The sequence below is a fragment of the Dictyoglomus sp. GBS genome, assembly GCF_055179815.1.
The window spans coordinates 1,545,750-1,565,759 of sequence record NZ_CM143687.1; the positions used below are offsets into that span (position 1 = coordinate 1,545,750).

The window sequence follows — 20,010 nt, forward strand, 5'->3', positions numbered from 1 at the left end:
TCCTTATTATTCATACCTCAAAGCCTCTATAGGATTCAATTTAGAAGCTCTTCTTGCAGGATAATAACCAAAAAATATACCAACCAATGCAGATACTGTAAACGATAAGATTATAGGATTTAATGTTACAACAGCAGAAAGACCAGAAAATGATTTTATAATTTGTGCTAAGAAAATACCTAATAAAATACCCACTATCCCACCTACTACTGACACAATTACTGATTCTAAGAGAAATTGCAAAAGAATATATCCAGATTTTGCTCCTACAGCTTTTCTTATACCTATTTCTTTTATTCTTTCTGTAACGTTGACCAACATTATATTCATAATACCTATTCCACCAACTAAAAGGGAAATAGCCGCTATTCCTGCAAGAAAGAGAGTTAATGTTTGCATTGACTGATTCAAAGAAGAAAGAATAGTTAATTGATTCTGTACTACAAAATCATCTTCATCGGGATTTGTTATCTTATGCTTTTTTCTTATTATTTCCTCAATCCGGGTTTGAAGATCATCCATGACATCAGGACTTACAGCAGAAATATATATATTGTTTAAAAAATTTCCTCCTTGAATTTTACGCTGAAAGGTAGTTAAAGGTATAAATATCATATCATCCAAGTTAGCAAATCCGCCTAATTGTCCTTGAGGTTCAAGAATTCCTATAACTTTAAATGTTATTCCAGCTATTTTTATACTTTGACCCACAGGGTCCTCATTCCCAAAAAGAGTTTCGGCAACAGAAGATCCCAATACTGCTACTTTTTTACTCCCCCTATAATCCTCTTCACTGAAGAAATCTCCTTCCTTTAACTTTATCTCTCTCACCCTCATATAATCAGCAGAAGTACCAATAACTTGAGTATTAGAATTTGATGCCTTATACTTTACCTGAACATTTCTGTTTGCATAAGGTACTATAGCTACTACTTTTGAACTGTCCAACTCTTCTTTAAGAGCTTCATAGTCATCATTAGTAATAGAACTTCGAGGTGCTCCTCTTACAAGCCCAACTCCTCTACCAAATCGTGGAAAAACAGTAAGAAGGTTAGACCCAAGAGATGTAAACTGCTTTTCAATAGAATATTTAGTACCCTCTCCTAAGGATACTAAAGTTACTACAGCTGCGACTCCTATTATTATCCCAAGAGTTGTAAGAAATGTTCTTAATTTATTTGACGAAAAGCTATAAAGGGCCATCTTTAGTATCTCTACAATCATCATAGTTATTACACCTACCTTAAAGGAACCCCTGGAATTCTTATTTGCATTTGCTGGTTTGTAGATCTTGATGTACTGCTTGATGATGATAAAACAATAACATCACCTTCTTTAAGACCACTTTCCACAATCACATTTGTACCATCGTCTTCTCCCAAAGTGACCCTAACAAGTTCAGTGTTTCCGTTTCCTTTAAGGATTTCTACATAACTTCTTCTTTCTGTCTTTTTTATAGCTCTAAGGGGTATTAATAAAACATTCTTCTTCTCTAAAAGAATAATATCCCCATCAGCACTCATCCCTACTTTTAATTTTAAACCAGGATTAGGTATTTTAACCCTTACCTTAAATATAGGTATATTATTTGAAATAGTTGCAACAGGAGATATCCTAATTACTTTTCCCTCAAATTCTTCATCAGGAAAAGCATCTAAAGTAACTCTTACAGGTAGACCCAAAGAAACTTTTCCTATATCTGTCTCATCTACTTCTAAACTTAATTCCACATTATCTGTATCCAGTAGCGTCATTAGAACAGTATTATTTGAAATTATTTGGCCATTTACTACTTTCACATTAGACACAATTCCAGAAAAGGGTGCTTTTATAATAGTATTTTCTAAGTTTTTTTTCGCATTTTGTAAATCCAATTTTGCCTTTTCAAAAGAAAGTCTACTTGTTTCAAGATCTTTTTGTAAATTTTTAAGTTGATTATCATAATTACTTTTCACGGTCTTTAAATTTGTTTCTGCTTGCATATATGAATTCTTTGCTTTTTCCGAAGTTAGTCTAGCATTATCCAAATCACTCTGTGAAGCAAACCCCTTTTCAAAAAGTCCTTTAATCCTTTCTAAATTCTTCTCAGCATTTTTATATTCCAAAAATGCATTATCTCTACTTATTTGAGCATCACTTAAGTTTTTATCTAAATTTCTTTTTTGTGTTTCATAATTAAGTTTTGCTTGTTCATAGGAGTTTTCAGCATTTTTATAAGAAATTAATGCTTGATTATAGGATATTTGATAATCTGTAGGATCAACTTTTACAAGAATATCTCCTGCTTTCACTTTTTTACCTTCTTCTATCACATATATGACTGTCCCTGATACTTTACTGACAATATCAAGACTTCTCTCAGCCTCGAGCATTCCACTGCCAGATACCGTTACTAAAAGATCTCCTCTTTGTACAGTATATGTGGTAATTGTAGTTTTATTTGAAGAAGTTCTTGAATTTCTACCAAAAATACTCCATGATCCTATAATTACAACTAAAATAGCTATAACAATGATTAATATACTTTTCTTTTTCATTTTTTAACTTCTCCTCCTTCGAAAAGTACTTTTCCTACAGAGATAGAAAGATTGTCTAAATTTTTAAAATATGTGTGCAAAGAAGAATAATAATTGTTTTCAGCCTTTATTAAATTTATTTCAGCATTCATTAGATCTAATTTCGTTATTAATCCAGCTTCAAATCGCGTTTTTGTAATATTGTAATTCTCTTTAGCAAGATCCAAATTAATCTTTTGTAATTCTACTTCCTTCAAACTTGCATACAATTGGTCTAACCTTTGAGCTATAGTTAATTTTGTACTATTCAATACCTGTTCTAAATTCATCTTTGCACTTTCCAATGAATTTTGGGATGACAAAAGAGTTGCTTTTGGTGTATATTCATTATTATAAAGCTTTACTTGTAAATTATAGAGTTCAACATTATTACTTGCCTGTACAATATTTGTTAAATTCTCTTTTGCAAGATTAAAAAGATTATCCAACGTAAAGTTAAAAACTACAAGATCTGGCTCTTTGAGGGTTATATTTTCCATAGGAGAGACCCCCAAGGTTTGCCAAAACTGACTCCAAGTTATAGCGAGATTATTCTCTGCTGATTTTAACATATTTTGAGCAGACAAATAATTTATTTCTGCCTGTTTAACATCAGTGGCAGTTGCATTACCTAACTGAAATTTTAGCTTTACTGCATTCAGATTTTCAAGATAATATTCTACTTGTTTTTTATATAATTTAACTTGTGCTTGTGCTTCTAAGACAGAAAAATAAGCATTTCTAACACTTTGAATTACTTGAATTCTTGTATTATTATATTTTACCTGTTCAAGCTTTACATTTAATTCTGCTTGCTTTAAAGAGAGTATTAAAGTAGTTGGATCTTTCTTTTTATTTTCATAATCAAAAACTGCATTATCCAAATTTATTTTCGCTACCAAAATATCTTTATTATTTTTTAAAGCAATATTTACTGCTTCATCAAAAGTTAATATCTTTAATTCTTGAGAATAGCCTAACGTAAGAACCAAAAATGTTAAAACTAAAAAAGCCAATACTTTTCTCATAGTAGATTACCCCCTAAATTTCCAAGAAGATTAGTTAATTGGACTCTTAAAAGATTATAATTTAAAATAGCATCTTCAAGATCATACTTGGCCTGTATAAATTCTATTTCATAACTCTTTAAATCCAAATCTGTAATTAAGCCCAAACTATACCTTATCTTTTGAGCCTCAAAATTTAGTCTCTTTTGTTCTAAGGCAATCTCTTTCTGTTTTATAACGGATTGAGCTTGAATTAGATTATAATAGGTCTTCCAGAAATTAAGTTCTACCTCTTTCTTAGTTTTCTCAAAATTAATCCGCGTTTGTTTCAAGGAAAGTTCTGCTTGTGTTTTATTTATATTACTACTTCCTCCATCCAAGATAGGAATACTAAACTGAATCTTGATATTCCATGACTCTTTACTCGAACTTATTGTATCTCCAAAAGTTTGATCTGTATTAAATGATAAAAGATAGTTTTTTGTATTAAAGGAGGCATTATAAGATGCATTTCCAGTATTGTAATTTCCACTAAATGAGATACCCCAAGATGGAAGATATGCTTTATCTAAATTAAGCTTACTTTTTTCTAATTCTAAGCTCGCATTTTTTACACTTAAATTATTAGTATAAAGTTTACTCAAAAGATCTTCAGGTTTGTCTTCTATTTCATCATATTTAATATCAATTTTTACCGGAACTCTTGGTAAGGTTGTTCCTAAAAGATTTTCAAGGGACTTATATGCTAATTCTAAATTACTTTTTGCTGAGTTATAATTAGTCTCTGCCAATTTTTCCCTTTGTTTATAATCCAATAAATTTATTTCATTTATAACCTTATTCTCAAATTGTTTCTCCGCTACTTCCCTTTGCTTTACTGCTAAACTATAACTTTCTTCATATATCTTCAATTTTTCCTGAGCTAAATAAAGATTATATATGGATTGTAAAAATTGAAGAAATAGATCATTATAATTAATTTGAAAATTATTTTTTGCCTGCTCTAAACTTAGCTCAGCTAATTTTAGATTTATTCCCGCTTCTCCGAAAGGAAGAATAATCTGAGAATAACTTAAGGATAGAACTGTGTTTTGAGTTGTATTAATAGTAGTAGATGATCCTATTATAGTCTTTGTTTCTCCCAGATTATATGATGCCTGAAATGTAATATTAGGCTTTAAATTTGCTTGAGATAAATAATAATTCTGTAAGGAATTTTCGTATTGAATTTTATATACGCTATAGAGGGGTGACTTTTGTAAAAGAGGTAAAAGAGAGTCTATAGTTATGTAATCTTCGCTATAAGATATATTTAAAAAAACAAAGAAGATGATCATAACCAAAAGAAGTTTCTTATACATGGCTTATCTCCCTTTTCCTATCCTCTATATCTACGATTTTTCCGTCTTGCATCCTTACAATTTTTTCAGCATAAGAAGCAATATCTTGTTCATGGGTTACTAAAACAATAGTAAGATTTTCTTCTTTATGAAGCCTACTAATTAAATTCATAATCTCATGACTGGATTTAGTATCTAAGTTTCCTGTTGGTTCATCAGCAAGCAAAACTAAAGGATCCACTACAAGTGCTCTTGCAATAGCAACTCTCTGCTGTTGACCACCTGAAAGTTGAGTAGGTCTATGAAATAACCTATCACTAAGACCCATTCTTTCTAAAATTGCTTTAGCTTTTTCTCTTCTCTCTTTTGGTGAAATTCCTTGGTATATTAAAGGAAGTTCTACATTTTGGAGTGCATTATAACGGGGAAGTAAATAAAAACTCTGAAATACAAAACCAATTTTCTTATTTCTTATCTCAGCTAATTCATCATCAGTAAGTTTAGAAACATCCTTTCCTTCAAAATATATTTTACCAGATGTTGGTCTATCAAGACATCCTATAAGGTGCATCATAGTAGATTTACCAGATCCGGAAGGGCCCATTATTGCTATAAATTCCCCTCTCTTAACCCTTAATGAGACTCCATTTAATGCAGTAGTCTCTACTCCATCCATTTTATAAATCTTAATCACATCTTCCAAAACAATAATGTCTTCCATCTTGACTCTCACACCCTTTCTTTAATAGTTTATCCAATTAAATTAGACATTTTAAATGATATCGTTATTCCATGAAATTAAATTAAAACAATTTGACAAAAACCTTTTGTTTTGATTAAACTTAAAAAGGTTTAAATAAGGTGGGGGCGTAGCTCAGCGGGAGAGCGCTTGCTTCGCATGCAAGAGGCCGTGGGTTCAAATCCCATCGCCTCCACCAAAACAGGAGAAATAGTTTATATCAATATCTTCGCCATTTTAGTTATTTTATTAAACAACCTTTATTGTCTTAATTTTTAAAGAAAGCAAACATATTATGAAAAACCAGTTAAAAAGCTGAGGTTTGCCTATCTTTATCTTTTAGCTTTTTGGATCTATATTAATTTTTAATCAAGATGTATAAGAGCCATATTGTTCCTATGAATTACCTCTTCGTAAGAGTTATCCCCTAAAATAGCTTTTATTTCTTCAGAGTTTTTTCCAATTATGTTTTGAATTTCATTGCTGTCATAATTAACAATTCCTTTACCTATTTCATTTCCTTCTTCATCCAATATAGATACTGTATCCCCCCTTACAAAATCACCTTCAATCTTTTTTATCCCAACTGGAAGTAAACTCTTACCTTTTTTAAGAATAGCTTCTTTAGCACCATTATCTACATAAATCTTCCCTTCACTTTTCGCCACAAATAACATCCAGTGCTTTTTTCTACTTAGATGTTTCTCAGGAGGATAGAAAAAAGTTCCAATTTTTTCATTTTTTAAGATAAGTCTTTCCAAAATATTTTCAATATCTGTTTTTGTTAGAATCATAGGTATCCCAGCCTCTGTAACTATCTTGGCTGCCATTAACTTTGTATACATACCCCCAGTTCCCTTACCAGGGCCTGCATATTTTTCAATATTTTCATTTATCTCATAAACTTCCTTTATCAATTTAGCATCATTAGATTTATTGGGATCTTCTGTATATAGACCATATACATCAGACAATATAACTAAAACGTCAGCATCTACAGCACATGCTACTTTTGCTGATAATGTATCATTATCCCCAATCTTTATTTCTTCAACTGCTACTGTATCATTTTCATTTACAATAGGAATAATCTTCTCTTCTAAAAGAGTCTCAAAGGTCTGAGATATATTTAAATACCTCTTTCTATCATAAATATCTTCTGCTGTAATAAGTATTTGGGCTATAGGTTGTTTAAAAATAGAGAAAATTTGTGCATAGTATTGCATTAACCTTACTTGTCCCACAGCAGATAATGCCTGCTTGGCAGGAAGATCCTTTCTCTTAGAGAGACGAGTTATAATTTCTCTTCCTGAAGCAATAGCTCCGGAGGATACCAATATAACTTCTTTACCAGATCTTATAAGTTTTACGCATTCTCTTGCTAAGGAAAGGATCTTCTCTGCCGATGGATTTCCCTTCTCATCAGTAATACTTGAAGTACCAACCTTTACAACAATTCTTTTCCAGTTATTCATCCTCTTTTATTTCTACCTTTCCCACTTTTTTTGCCTTTCTTTTTATATCGATCCTTGGTAGCATAACTATATGACCACATTTTTCACATTTTAATTTAATATCAACACCAGAATAAAGCACAATCCATCTATTTCCACCACAAGGATGTTTCTTAGGTAGTTCTAATATATCACCTACTTCAATTTTCTCTATCATTCCTCTTCTTCTTCTGCTCTTGGTTTTGCCTTAGCTATAATCTCCTCTTGTATCTTTGCTGGTACCTCTTCATAATGTGAAAATTTCATAGAATAAGATCCTCTACCTTGAGTAATAGATTTAAGAACAGATGAGTATCTAAGCATTTCAGCCAAAGGTACAAGAGCCTTTACCACTTGTAGTTTACCCAAGGAATCTATCTGGGTTACTCTCCCTCTTCTACTATTAAGGTCACTTATAATATCACCTGTATACTCACTTGGTGCTGTAACTTCTACACTCATTATTGGTTCAAGAAGTACAGGTTTTGCCTCCATAAAACCTTTTTTGAATGCTTTAGCAGCTGCTATCTTAAAGGCCATATCTGAAGAGTCTACTTCATGATAAGATCCATCGAATAAAGTAACTCTAACATCTACTACGGGGAATCCAGCTAATACTCCTTTTTCCATTGTTTCTCTAACACCTTTCTCAACTGCAGGTATATAGTTCTTAGGAACAACTCCACCAACAATCTTGTCTACAAATTCATATCCAGCACCTCGAGGTAGAGGCTCTAACTCAAGCCATACATGACCATATTGCCCTCTACCACCTGTCTGCTTTTTAACTTTACCTTCAGCTTTGACAGTAGCTCTAATAGTTTCTCTATAAGCTACTTGTGGTGTACCTAAGGTCACATTTACCCCAAATTTTCTTTGCATTCTCTCTACTACTACTTCTAAATGAGAATCTCCTAACCCATAAATTAATGTTTCATTGGTTTCCAGATTTCTTTGCACCCTTAAAGTTGGATCCTCCTCTAAAATTCTTGCAATTGCAGAACTCATCCTATCTTCATCAGCTCTGGTCTTTGGAACTACTGCAACTGCAAAAACAGGTTCGGGAAATTCCACTGGAACTACCTTTATTGAATTATCTTTATCACTCAAAGTCTCATTTGTGCTTGTTTCTTTCAATTTTGTTATGACACCTATATCTCCAGTATTGATCTCTGTTGCAACTTCCTGATTCTTACCTCTTTGATAGAAAAGTCCACCTATCTTTTCCTGTACTCCTTTATTTACATTGAATAATGGAGAATCTGGCTTTAACACTCCTGATAAAACCCTAATGTAACTTATCTTACCAACAAAAGGATCTGCAGAGGTTTTAAAAACAAAAGCCAAAAGGCCATTCTTTTCTCCTATTCGTACAGCTTTTGTTTCCCCCTTTTTAAGATCTTCAACAGGTATAGCTGGTCTTTCTAAAGGATTTGGGAAGAAAGCAACTATTGCATCAAGTAACTTTGATACTCCTACATTTTTAAAAGAGGATACAGGAAAGATTGGGAATAATTCTCTTCCTATAAAAGCCTCCTTTAAAGTTTTAGCTATTAATGCACTTTCTATCTCTTCTCCTTCTAAATATTTTTGAAGCAACTCCTCATCAAACTCAATAATAGTTTCAATTAACTGTTGTCTATATTTTTCATAATCCGACTTAAGCTCTACTGGAATATCAGACTCTACTGGTTCACCCTTCTCATCTTTATAAATATATGCTTTACCCTCTAAAAGATCTATAATACCATTAAAATTACCTTCTTTACCAATGGGTAAATATATAGGAATTGCTTTGCCTCCAAATCTTTCTTGAATAGCTTTTACATTTTCATAGAAATCAGCACTCTCTCTATCAAGTTTATTCACTACAAAAGCTACTGGTAACTTCTCTTCCTCACCTATCCCCCACACCTTTTCAGTCTGAACCTGAATTCCAGAAATAGCATCAATTACAATAAGCATACTATCTACTGCTCTTAAAGCACTCTTGATTTCTCCTATAAAGTCTGCATATCCTGGTGTATCAATTACATTAATTTTCTTTACCTTCCATTCCAAGGGTAGAACTGAAAGACTTAAAGATATTCCTCTTTTTATTTCTTCAGGTTCAAAATCAGAAACCGTATTACCATTTTCAACTTTACCTATTCTATCTATTACTTTTGCAGTATATAAAATTGCCTCAGCTAAACTTGTTTTTCCGGCACCTCCATGCCCAAAGAGTCCTACATTCCTTAAGTTTTCAGTTTCATATTTCATTTTTCTTTCATAACCCCCTTACTTCTTTTTGTTTTAAAAACTTCCATTTAAATTATATATCACATAAAAGAAAATTACATTTTATAAAATCCCAGTACTTCCCAGCCCCCCTTCTCCTCTTTCCGTTAAAGGAAGGCTTTCCACTTCTTCCCATTCTACCCTCGGATAATGAAGAACAAGAAGTTGAGCTATTCTCATACCTTTTTTACCGTAAAATGGCCTTTGTGAAAAATTGATAAGATTAACTAAAATTTCTCCTCTATAGTCACTATCAATAAGTCCTGGAGTGTTTAAAACTGTTATACTTTCCTTTGCCGAAAGTCCACTCCTAGGCAAGACCAATGCCAAATATCCTTCAGGAAGGGCAATTTTTATTCCTGTAGGAATTATAATTCCTCCACCTATCTCATTAAAGGGGGGAAGTACAAAATCAACGCGAGAATACAGATCTAAAGCAGCAGATCCAGATGTAGCATAAAAAGGAAGTGATAGTTCTTTATCTATTCTTTCTATAAGTACTTTAACCTTCATATCTCTAATATGCCTTTGCAAATAAGGCTTTAATTTTTGTTTCCTTTCCACAAAGAACACATTTTCCTTCTTCCTCTTTCCAATCAAGGGGTAAATTTCTTATTGTTGCTCCAGTTAATTCTTTTATCTTTAACTCACATTCTCCGTCTCCACACCAACTTGCTTTAACAAACCCCCTTTTTGTATCCATAATTTCTTTAAATGTATTAAAGTCTCTTACATTATGGAAATTTTCTTCTCTAAATTTTAAAGCCTTTTGGAAAAGAGTTTTTTGAATATCATCTAAAAGATTACTTAGCTCTTCCACCATATTTTCTTTTTTATACGACATTTTCAATCTTAAATCTCTTCTTGCCACAAATATTTCTTGCTTATCTACTTCCTTTGGACCTATTTCTAATCTTACTGGAACACCTTTAAGTTCATACTCATTAAACTTCCAACCAGGAGTATGTTCCTCATCCTTATCTACCTTTACTCTAAAGTATCTCTTCAAGATATTATATATTTCATCTACATAATTGTAGACTTTTTCCCTTTCAGCATCATTTTTCCATATCGGTATAATCACTATTTGATAAGGAGCAACCCTAGGAGGTAATACAAGGCCATAATCATCACCATGAGTCATTATCAAAGCTCCAATAAGCCTTGTAGACACTCCCCAGCTGGTTTGCCAAACATATTTTCTCTCTCCATCCAAATCTTGGAACATAATATCAAATGCCTTAGCAAAATGCTGACCTAAATTATGAGATGTACCAGCTTGAAGGGCCCTTCCATCTGCTAAAAGAACCTCTATAGAATATGTGTGTAAAGCACCAGCAAATTTTTCATTCTCCGTTTTTTTACCAGCAATTACTGGAATAGCTAAATCATTCTCAACAAAATCTTTATACACAAAAAGCATTTTTAATGCTTCTTCTTCTGCTTCTTCAAGGGTTCTATGAGCGGTATGACCTTCCTGCCATAAAAATTCAGTGGTTCTTAAAAAGGGTCTTGTTTCTTTTTCCCATCTAACAACATTAGCCCATTGATTTATTAGTACTGGTAAATCTCTCCATGATTGAATCCATTTAGCATACATGCTGCAGATTATTGATTCTGAGGTAGGTCTCACAGCAAGAGGTTCAAAAAGATCCTCATCTCCCCCCTTTGTAACCCAAGCAACTTGAGGTGAAAAACCCTCCACATGTTCTGCCTCTTTTTCCAAGAAGCTCTTTGGTATAAAAAGAGGGAAATATGCATTTTCATGACCTGTTGCTTTAATCTTTTCATCTAAAATCTTCTGTATATTTTCCCATATAGCATATCCGTAAGGTTTTATTACCATACAACCTTTAACAGGAGAGTAATCCACAAGTCCTGCCTTTAATACCACTTCGGTATACCATTTTGAAAAATCATCTTTTTGAGATGTTAATGCTTCTACAAATTTTTTTTCCATAAAAATCACTACCTCCTATATCTCAAATCTTATTTTTAAAGGACCACTGTTATAAGTATCCTCTTCAACTATCACTTTTAGGATAACCTTTTTACCCCTCTCTTTAATTTTATAAGCAGTATCATAAAATTCATCAAAAGATATTTCACCAACAGTATTTGATAATGGATCAGGAAGTATTCCTTTTTGTTGAGCTATTTTATTAACCTCTGATAGAACCTCTAATAGTCTTGATTCAATCTTATCTAAACTTTCACTACCATCAATAACTTTTAGTAATATTACCTCTCCTGTCTTATATACTAATTTATAAGGAAAAATTTGGAAATATACAATAACTGGTTCACCCTCAAATATGTTTGCTAGAGAATGTACCCTTACCAATTTTTCCTCTGTAGTTTTCATTTCCTCTAAAAGTTTTTTCCATTCCGCTTCTGGCACCCATACGTATCCTTTTTCTTCATTTCCTGCTCCTCTTTCTCTTGCTATACTTTCAATTAAAGAAAGAAGTGCTTTTGCCTCTTTTTGTATATCATCACCTGTTTTACCTCTAATAATATAATTAAGTATCAATTCTCCTCTTTTAAATATAATTCCTTCTGTACGTAGACTGGCTATAGTAGAATTCAAAAACTGTAATTCATCAAGTAAATATTTTTTATCTTTCTCCAAAGATTCTTTTTCCTTAGATAATGTGGCTATTTTTTTAGAGACTTCGTATATAGACCTTTGAAGCTTCTCATTTTCTTTCTTTAATCTCTCTTTTTCCATAGATAATTTATTAAGTTCTTTAAGTAATTTTTCTCTTTCCATTTCCAAAATATGAATTTTATTTTTATATTCCTCTAAATCTTTTAGAGCCTTATCTCTACCTTTCTTAACTTCTTCATACCTCTTTAAAATCTCTGTATATTCTTTTTCCTTTGACTTAATCGAATTTTCTAAAGAATATATTTGTTTCTTTAATTTTTCCATTCCAAATAAAGCTACTCGAACATTTTCCGAAATAACAGAAAGCACAACAAGAGAGAAAATCATAATTAAAATGCCAGTCAAAATACTGATTATACGAGAAGTATATTTAGGCCTAAGGCCAAAGAGAGAAAGTTTCTTTTTCCCTGCTTTTCTACCTACATAATCTCCTGCATATGCAATCAAACCACTTGCAAGAATCAATATAATTATTAAAAAAAATCCAGACATTAAAGATTAAACCTCTCTCCTAAGAAAAATCTTTTTGCCATATCACTATTAACTATTTCTTCTGGAGTACCGGAGATAAGAACCTCTCCAGAAAATATTATATATGCATAATCTGTTATAGCTAATGTATCTCTAACATTATGATCAGTAATTAATATACCCAACCCCTTTTCTCTTAAATAGGAAATAGTTTCTTGTAAATTTTGAACAGTAATAGGATCAACCCCTGCAAAAGGTTCATCTAAAAGTATATACTTAGGAGAAAGGGCTAAAACCCTAGCTATTTCAACCCTTCTTCTCTCTCCTCCAGAGAGTGTATACCCTAAATTTTTCCTAACTTTCTGTAATCGAAATTCTTCTATTAATTCTTCTAATCTCTCTTTTTGCTCTTTTGGGGTTAACTTTGTTAATTCTAATACCAATTTTATATTGTCTTCTACTGTAAGCTTTCTAAATATTGTAGGATCTTGGGCAAGATAACCAATACCTTTTCTTGCTCTTTGGGGCATAGATAAATGTGTAATATCCTCGCCATCAAGTAAAATCTTACCCTGATTAGCAGTTACTTCCCCCATAATAGTATAAAATGTAGTAGTTTTTCCTGCCCCATTTGGTCCTAAAAGCCCAACTACATTCCCAGGGGTTACACGTATAGAGACATTTTTAACTACACATCTTTTTCCGTAGTATTTATATATACCTATGGTCTCAAGTGCCATAATTTAATGTTAAGAAAATTTTAACAATATGTCAATTTATCTCAAATTTTTTAAAATTCCAAATATGTTTTTATATCCTTTTCTTTGAACAATACTCAAAGTCATAAAGTATTCCTTAAGGGCAGAGAAATATCTATTTTCTCTTAAATATAAGGCACATAAAAGAGCGTGAAAAACCTCATTATCTTTATTTAATTTTAATCCTTTATCTATTAATTCTTTTGTCTTATTTAAATTATCTTTTAAATAGTACAAATATGCAAGAAAAGCTATTACCCAATCATCGTTAGGTTTTAAATCATATAACCTTTCAAAATAAAAGATAGATTTATCATAATCTTCTAAGAAATAATACAAAAATGCTAATTTATATAGATTGAATATACTACTATCTTCTTCCTTTATATCTTTTTTTAGGTTTTTAAGAAAGTTGGGATCAGTAGCAATAAGCAAATTATATGTATTATAAAGATTCTCTAAATCTCCTAAAGCCCCATATACTACCATAAGATTAAAAAGAACTTTAGAATTTTGAGGCTCTTTTTTTAATTGCTGTTCAAATTGAGTTTTTAAATATTTTAGATCATCAGAAGATAATGATAGAATAATAAAAAAGACAAGAAAGATTATAGATAAGTAAAAATTTTTAAGTATCTTTCTTAATATCAAAAATTCTCAGCTCCTTTAAAATTTCAGTAGCAAGGGCTAAAGCTAATTTTCCATCCTCAAGGGTAACTTCAGGATCCGACCCCTCAAGAATACAATTCACAAAATGTTCAAGCTCTAATCTCAAAGGTTCCTCTTTCTCTAAAACTGGAGTCTCTATAGATGTTTCAACTTGTTTTCTATTCCCATGAATTATAGATATGCTTTGTTCCATATAATCTATGCTTATTAAATCCCCATTCTTCTCATAAATATCTAATCTTCTAATCTTTTTAGGAGTTACCCTACTGGCAATCAGATTTACAAGAAGATTTCCCTCAAAAACAAGTTCTACATTTGCAAAATCTTCATAAGAAGTATAAAAAGAATAACCATATCCTTTTATGTCTAATATTTTTCTACCCTTACCTAATACATAAAAAAGTATATCCAAATCATGAATCATAAGATCCATTACAACCCCCACATCAGTTATCCTACCGTCAAAAGGACCAGATCTTTTTATCTCCATGTAAAAAGGATCATTTATATATCTTTTTAATTCTTGAACAGCAGGATTAAATCTTTCTATATGACCTACCTGTAAAATAAGATTTTTCCCACTGGCAATCTCTAAAAGAGTTTCCGCTTCTTTTAAAGTTTGAGTTACAGGTTTCTCTATAAAAGTATGAATACCTCTAAGCAAAAAGTCTTTTGCTATCTGAAAATGAGTATTAGTAGGAGTAACAATACTAACAGCATCAACCCTATCAAGTAAATCTCTATAATCAGAAGTTACAAAAGGTATATTATAAATAGAAGCAATCTCTTTTGCTCTTTGTAAATTTAAATCTGCAATTCCTACAATTTCTACTTTAGGAATCTCGCTGAAAATTCTTACATGATGTTGCCCTAAATATCCTACTCCAACAACTCCTATCTTTACCTTATTCATCTCCTATATTACTCTCCTCAAGTTGCCATTTTATTATTCTTGCATAAATTCCACCCTTCTTCAAGAGATCTTCATGAGTACCCTCTTCTACTATTTCTCCATTTTCTAATACAATTATTCTATCAGCTTTTCTTATAGTAGATAAGCGATGAGCCACAATAAAAGCAGTTTTTCCCTCCATAAGATCTTTTAAAGCTTCCTGTACATAGGCTTCTGATTCTGAATCTAATGCTGAGGTAGCTTCATCAAGAATTATTAATCTTGGCTTTAAAAGAACAACTCTTGCAATAGCAATTCTTTGTGCCTGTCCTCCCGAAATACCTACCCCACCTTCTCCAATTACAGTATCGTATCCATTTGGTAGATTCATAATAAAATCATGAGCCCTTGCAATTTTAGCAGCCTCTATAATTTCATCTAAAGTTACATTTGGGTTTCCATAACTTATATTATCCTTTACTGTACCATAAAAAATAATAGTCTCTTGTGGAACGAAACCTATTTGAGATCTTAAAGATTTTAAACTCACTTCTTTTATATTGTACCCATCAATTCTTACTTCTCCTTGAGTGGGATCTATAAACCTTGGAATAATATTTACCAGAGAACTTTTTCCTGCACCACTACTTCCAACAATAGCAATTTTTTCTCCAGGATTAACTTTAAGATTTATATTCTTTAAAACCCAACTCTTTCCGTCATATGTAAAATATACATTTTTAAATTCTACAAAACCTTTTATTGGAGGTAGAACTATTGGATTTTTAACCTCTTCTACTTCTTTACCTTTATCCAAAATCTCAAAAATTCTTTCTAAAGCTGCATAGGTTTGCCTAAGTCCTGAAAACACTCTAAGAATAGTTTGAGTAGGATCCAAAGCCATACCCACATAAGTAAGAAAGGCTACAAATGATCCCATTGTTATCTCTCCTCTTGCTATCTTTCTTGTACCTAACCAAAGGATAAAAACAAGTGCTAAAGCACTTAAAAAGCTAGCAAGAGGAATTTGAAATGCTGTAAGTCTTGCAATTTTCAAATTTCTAAAAAAGTTTTTCTCGTTTTCTTTCTTAAATCTTTCAATTTCTTTTTCTTCTTGAGAAAAGCCTCTTACTATTCTTGCTCCTTTTATACTCTCCTGTATAAGTTTTGTTAAATCTGCTACCTTTTTTTGTACAGACATGGACCATTTTTGTATTTCCCTACCTATACCAGATATAGAAAAAACAAAAAGAGGAATAACAATAAGAGTTGCAAGAGCAAGTTGCCAATCTGTGATGAATATTATAACAAGTACTCCTGATAAAAGGACTATAGCATAAAAAAGATCTGCTATGCCTGATAAAAAAGAAGTTTGTATCAATTGAGTATCTTGAAGAGTACGAGCTATAAGATCACTACTTCCCCATCTATTTAAATAATCTAAAGAGAGATATTGAATCTTCTCGAATAATTTTTCTCTTAAATCTGCTACTAATCTATGACCAATAAAAGAAAAAATATAAATCTGACCATACAAAAAAATACTTCTTGTAAAAAGAAGAAGAATAATTATAAAGGCTAATCTATTTAAAACATTTAAATCTCTAATATGAGAAAGCTGATCCAAAAGTTCTCCTAAGAATTTTGGTGCATATAATTGAGCACCATTACCAACTATAATACAGAAAAAACCTATTATAAAATAAATTGCATATGGTTTTAAAAATTCAAATAGCCTTTTCAAGTACTTCATGATAAAAATCCTTCCAGATCAACTCGGACGATAGATAATTCTTATTAAACTTTTCTTTTAACTCATTATGTATATTTAAGATTATCTCCCTTTCAACAATTAATCCTCTTAAAAATTCTAACACATCCTTAAACAAAAATTTACCTACTACTTCAGGTAGTATTCCAGGATATAGCTTATTGGGCAAGGCTAAATATGGATTTCTATTTAAGTAGGCTTTTATAATAAAATCTCGTATTCTTCCCTTAAACAAATTACCAATCCCTTCAAGAGGAAGATATTCTGGTCTATGAAGAGGCAATATTACTAACATAGGAATCTTCATATATGCAAGTTGCAAAGTATTGGTACCAGGAAGTGTAATAGCAAGAAAATAACCATTCACATCTCTCATATCCTTTAGATCTCTAAACTCCATAGGTAAATCTTTCCAAATAGGTTGCAGTTTCTCTAATATTTTTCCCCTTTCTGATGGATTTAAAAAGGGAGAGAAAAATAAGGTGAAGTTAAGATCTGGAAAATCTTTTAAAATTTCTCTTGCTAACATGAAATAAAATGGCAAATAAAATCTCAACCCATAGGTCCTACTCCCCGGAAATAAAGCAATTTTATTATTGTTAGAAAACCCATTATTGGGAAGAAAATCAAATCTTAAATCTCCAACTACTACTGCCTTTTTATATTTCAATACTTCAGATGCATAGATCCTATTATAAAATCTTTCCCAATAAAAATCTTTCTCCAAGTATGCTAAAGATTTACTTTTCCACCTTTTGGCAAGAGCCAAATTAAAAAATAAATCTCCTCCTATATGGAAGATTATTGTGTTACTTTCTTTAACTTTAAAAAGCTTCCAATATTCATTTGGTAAGATTATATCTTCAAAAAATTCCCATGTTCTTACAACTCTTTCTTCTTCTCCTGATGCAAATTGACAAGGATTTAATATTAAATAATATGACAAATTTTTACTCCAAAAAGGCTCATACTCCCTTATCCACTGTACCAATGGATAGAGCCAGCCTGCTATCTCTCCAGGCCCATTAGCTATGAAATAAATTTTCATAAAAGATTTAATATAAAATCAGAAATTTTATCTAAAACCCCAGGTTTTCCAATTATTTCAGAGATTCTATCAAGATCTTTTAACATTTTTTCTCTTCTATCGCTATCTTTCAAAAAATCATCTATATCCTTAACAACCTTGTTTATATCTATATACTGCACATACTCAGGAAATATACGTTTTTCTAAAATAATATTGGGCAAAGCAATATAAGGATAATGAACAAGTCTTTTAGCAATAAAATAAGTCAATGGAGAGATCTTATAAAATACAAAAACAGGTGTCTTGAGAATGGCAGCCTCTAAAGTTACTGTACCAGAGGCTACAAGGCTTATGACAGATGCCCTTAAGATCTTTTGGCTTTCATTTCCTGACACAACTTTCACCAAATTCTCCTCCCCTTTAATGATAGAATATAATAAATTAGAAAAATTTTGACTTGCTAAAGGAATAACAAATTTATATCCTGGCAATTTCTCAGCTATCTCTAAAAAAATAGGAGTAAGTTTTTTAATTTCCTGTACTCTACTTCCTGGGAAAAGTCCTATAAGATCATTTTTTTTGTCTATATTTGAATAAACTGAAAGATAATCTATAAGAGGATGTCCAAAAAAAACCACATTATCTCCAAATGATTTATATAAAGAATACTCTTGAGGAAAAGTAGCAATTATCCAATCCAAATTTGAAAGAACTTCTTTAGCTTCTTCTTTCTTTCCCCATAGCCAATATTGTGGAGCAAAATAATATACAGTTATTATACCTAAACTTTTCGCATATTTTGCTAATGGGAGGTTAAAACCTTGAGCATCAATAAATATAGCAAGATCAGGTCTTGCCTCTCTTAATAAATTTTTGGCTTCTTGCTGTATTTTTAATAACTTTGGAATATAAGGTAAAGGCTCAACAAAACCAACAGTACTATATCTTGTTAGATCCCATCTTACATCTAAGCCTTCTTCCTTCATTCTTTCTCCGCCAAGACCAAAAAAATATATATTTTTTTGTTTTTGTTTTAGCGCATTTATAAGCTTTGATCCATGTAAATCAGCAGAAACTTCTAATGCTGAAAAGAATATTTTCATTCTTCATTCCTCCAAGATGCATCAGCAATTCCTCTTTTCGAGCCTTTAACAAAATCAACCAACATTTTAGCCTCTTCATATTCTATCTTAGATATTGCCTCTAATCTTTTCTCAAAAGATAAACCTTTATCATATAATATATGAAAGAGTTTTCTAATTATTCTAATCCTATCACTCGAAAAACCATTTCTTCTTAGACCTACCACATTAATACCATATATTAGAGCCGGATTACCATCACATAAAGAAAAGGGAGGAATATCTTTAACCAACTTAGATAATGCTCCAACCATTGCATAACTACCTATCCTTACGAACTGATGAATCCCTACAAGACCACTTATAAATGCCTTGTCTCCAATTTCCACATATCCAGCAAGTTGTGTGGCATTGGCTATTATAACATCTCTTCCAATTTTAACATTGTGAGCCACATGAACATATGCCATTAAATAACAATTATCACCTATGATTGTAGCATTACCATTACCAGATGCCCTATGAAATACACAATATTCTCTTATTGTTACATTATTTCCTATTATAAGAAAACTTTCTTCTCCTCTGAAACTCAAATCTTGAGGAATATCACCTAAAACACTTCCTGTATGTATATGACAACCACTACCTATAATGGTTCCTCTTTTAATATGAACATTGTTTTCAATTTTTGTATAATCTCCAATTCTTACCCCATCCTCAATTACAGTAAAAGGACCAATCTCTACATTTATACCTATTTCAGCCTTACCACTGATTATAGCAGTAGGATGTATTGATACATCCTTCATTCTTTTCCTCCTAATGCAATAGTAATTTCTCCGTCTGCCACAATATTATCATCTACTTTACAAATTGCATCAAACTTATATATATTCCTTACTGTTTGCTTTAGTTTTACTTCTAAAACTATTTGATCACCCGGAATTACTGGTTTTCTAAATTTAACGTTATTCACCCCTGCTAAATACGCTATATATTCTTTATCACTTTTATCTTTTCCATAGCTTAGAAATAAAAATATACCTGCACACTGTGCCATAGCTTCAATTATTAATACTCCCGGCATAATAGGTCTTTCAGGAAAATGTCCTACAAAAAAATAGTCATTATACGTAACATTTTTTATTGCTTTTAACCATTCCCCTTCTTTAAAATCTAATACTTTATCAACAAGAAGAAAAGGGAAACGATGAGGAAGAATTTTAGTAATATCAATATTATTCACATC

General features: G+C 31.5%; 19 protein-coding genes and 1 tRNA gene. 1 reads left to right on the forward strand and 19 read right to left on the reverse strand.

Annotated features, from left to right (window positions below):
- Positions 1–6 precede the first annotated feature (6 nt).
- The 5 genes from ACY3IT_RS07780 to ACY3IT_RS07800 are packed head-to-tail and all read right to left on the reverse strand — an operon-like array spanning position 7 to position 5,623.
- Complete coding sequence (locus ACY3IT_RS07780) at positions 7–1,227, reverse strand: ABC transporter permease (RefSeq protein WP_463082383.1); 1,221 nt, start codon at positions 1,225–1,227, stop codon at positions 7–9.
- Between the two features lie 11 nt (positions 1,228–1,238).
- The gene (locus ACY3IT_RS07785) at positions 1,239–2,537 is read right to left on the reverse strand and encodes an efflux RND transporter periplasmic adaptor subunit (RefSeq protein WP_463082384.1); all 1,299 of its coding nucleotides are present in this window, start codon (positions 2,535–2,537) and stop codon (positions 1,239–1,241) included.
- Positions 2,534–3,583 carry a TolC family protein gene (locus ACY3IT_RS07790; RefSeq protein ID WP_463082385.1) on the reverse strand — a complete coding sequence of 350 codons (1,050 nt, stop codon included), beginning with the start codon at positions 3,581–3,583 and terminating at the stop codon, positions 2,534–2,536. Before ACY3IT_RS07790 ends, ACY3IT_RS07785 begins: the two co-directional genes overlap by 4 nt.
- Positions 3,580–4,923, reverse strand: a complete 1,344-nt coding sequence (locus tag ACY3IT_RS07795; RefSeq protein ID WP_463082386.1) for a TolC family protein — start codon at positions 4,921–4,923, stop codon at positions 3,580–3,582. The genes ACY3IT_RS07790 and ACY3IT_RS07795 overlap by 4 nt, the downstream gene beginning before the upstream one ends.
- Positions 4,916–5,623 (reverse strand): ABC transporter ATP-binding protein, encoded by a 708-nt coding sequence (locus ACY3IT_RS07800; protein ID WP_463082387.1) that lies wholly within the window; start codon positions 5,621–5,623, stop codon positions 4,916–4,918. The genes ACY3IT_RS07795 and ACY3IT_RS07800 overlap by 8 nt, the downstream gene beginning before the upstream one ends.
- Before the next feature lie 142 nt (positions 5,624–5,765).
- Here ACY3IT_RS07800 and ACY3IT_RS07805 point away from each other — a divergent pair.
- Positions 5,766–5,840, forward strand: a tRNA-Ala gene (locus ACY3IT_RS07805).
- Between the two features lie 166 nt (positions 5,841–6,006).
- Here ACY3IT_RS07805 and proB read toward each other — a convergent pair.
- The 14 genes from proB to fabZ form a co-directional block, all read right to left on the reverse strand.
- Positions 6,007–7,116, reverse strand: a complete 1,110-nt coding sequence (gene proB, locus ACY3IT_RS07810; protein ID WP_463082388.1) for a glutamate 5-kinase — start codon at positions 7,114–7,116, stop codon at positions 6,007–6,009.
- On the reverse strand, positions 7,109–7,312 hold the full coding sequence (locus tag ACY3IT_RS07815; RefSeq protein WP_463082389.1) for a DUF951 domain-containing protein: 204 nt from the start codon (positions 7,310–7,312) through the stop codon (positions 7,109–7,111). The genes proB and ACY3IT_RS07815 overlap by 8 nt, the downstream gene beginning before the upstream one ends.
- Positions 7,309–9,396, reverse strand: coding sequence for an elongation factor G (fusA, locus tag ACY3IT_RS07820; RefSeq protein ID WP_463082390.1), 2,088 nt, complete (start codon positions 9,394–9,396; stop codon positions 7,309–7,311). Before fusA ends, ACY3IT_RS07815 begins: the two co-directional genes overlap by 4 nt.
- A gap of 81 nt (positions 9,397–9,477) precedes the next feature.
- Positions 9,478–9,927 carry a dUTP diphosphatase gene (dut, locus tag ACY3IT_RS07825; protein ID WP_463083638.1) on the reverse strand — a complete coding sequence of 150 codons (450 nt, stop codon included), beginning with the start codon at positions 9,925–9,927 and terminating at the stop codon, positions 9,478–9,480.
- Positions 9,928–9,931: 4 nt separating this feature from the next.
- The gene (proS, locus tag ACY3IT_RS07830) at positions 9,932–11,374 is read right to left on the reverse strand and encodes a proline--tRNA ligase (protein WP_463082391.1); all 1,443 of its coding nucleotides are present in this window, start codon (positions 11,372–11,374) and stop codon (positions 9,932–9,934) included.
- Positions 11,375–11,389: 15 nt separating this feature from the next.
- Entirely contained in the window at positions 11,390–12,577 is a 1,188-nt protein-coding gene (locus ACY3IT_RS07835) for a DUF3084 domain-containing protein (RefSeq protein WP_463082392.1), read from the reverse strand.
- Positions 12,577–13,296, reverse strand: coding sequence for an LPS export ABC transporter ATP-binding protein (gene lptB, locus ACY3IT_RS07840; RefSeq protein ID WP_463082393.1), 720 nt, complete (start codon positions 13,294–13,296; stop codon positions 12,577–12,579). Before lptB ends, ACY3IT_RS07835 begins: the two co-directional genes overlap by 1 nt.
- A gap of 36 nt (positions 13,297–13,332) precedes the next feature.
- Positions 13,333–13,965, reverse strand: a complete 633-nt coding sequence (locus ACY3IT_RS07845; protein ID WP_463082394.1) for a tetratricopeptide repeat protein — start codon at positions 13,963–13,965, stop codon at positions 13,333–13,335.
- Positions 13,943–14,896 (reverse strand): Gfo/Idh/MocA family oxidoreductase, encoded by a 954-nt coding sequence (locus tag ACY3IT_RS07850; protein ID WP_463082395.1) that lies wholly within the window; start codon positions 14,894–14,896, stop codon positions 13,943–13,945. The genes ACY3IT_RS07845 and ACY3IT_RS07850 overlap by 23 nt, the downstream gene beginning before the upstream one ends.
- Positions 14,889–16,628 carry an ABC transporter ATP-binding protein gene (locus tag ACY3IT_RS07855; protein ID WP_463082396.1) on the reverse strand — a complete coding sequence of 580 codons (1,740 nt, stop codon included), beginning with the start codon at positions 16,626–16,628 and terminating at the stop codon, positions 14,889–14,891. The genes ACY3IT_RS07850 and ACY3IT_RS07855 overlap by 8 nt, the downstream gene beginning before the upstream one ends.
- Entirely contained in the window at positions 16,603–17,694 is a 1,092-nt protein-coding gene (locus ACY3IT_RS07860; RefSeq protein WP_463082397.1) for a glycosyltransferase family protein, read from the reverse strand. The genes ACY3IT_RS07855 and ACY3IT_RS07860 overlap by 26 nt, the downstream gene beginning before the upstream one ends.
- A complete protein-coding gene (gene lpxB / locus ACY3IT_RS07865; protein ID WP_463082398.1) occupies positions 17,691–18,779 on the reverse strand; it encodes a lipid-A-disaccharide synthase in 1,089 nt (362 codons plus the stop codon). The genes ACY3IT_RS07860 and lpxB overlap by 4 nt, the downstream gene beginning before the upstream one ends.
- Entirely contained in the window at positions 18,776–19,570 is a 795-nt protein-coding gene (gene lpxA, locus ACY3IT_RS07870) for an acyl-ACP--UDP-N-acetylglucosamine O-acyltransferase (protein ID WP_463082399.1), read from the reverse strand. The genes lpxB and lpxA overlap by 4 nt, the downstream gene beginning before the upstream one ends.
- Positions 19,567–20,007, reverse strand: a complete 441-nt coding sequence (gene fabZ, locus ACY3IT_RS07875; RefSeq protein WP_463082400.1) for a 3-hydroxyacyl-ACP dehydratase FabZ — start codon at positions 20,005–20,007, stop codon at positions 19,567–19,569. The genes lpxA and fabZ overlap by 4 nt, the downstream gene beginning before the upstream one ends.
- Positions 20,008–20,010: the final 3 nt, after the last annotated feature.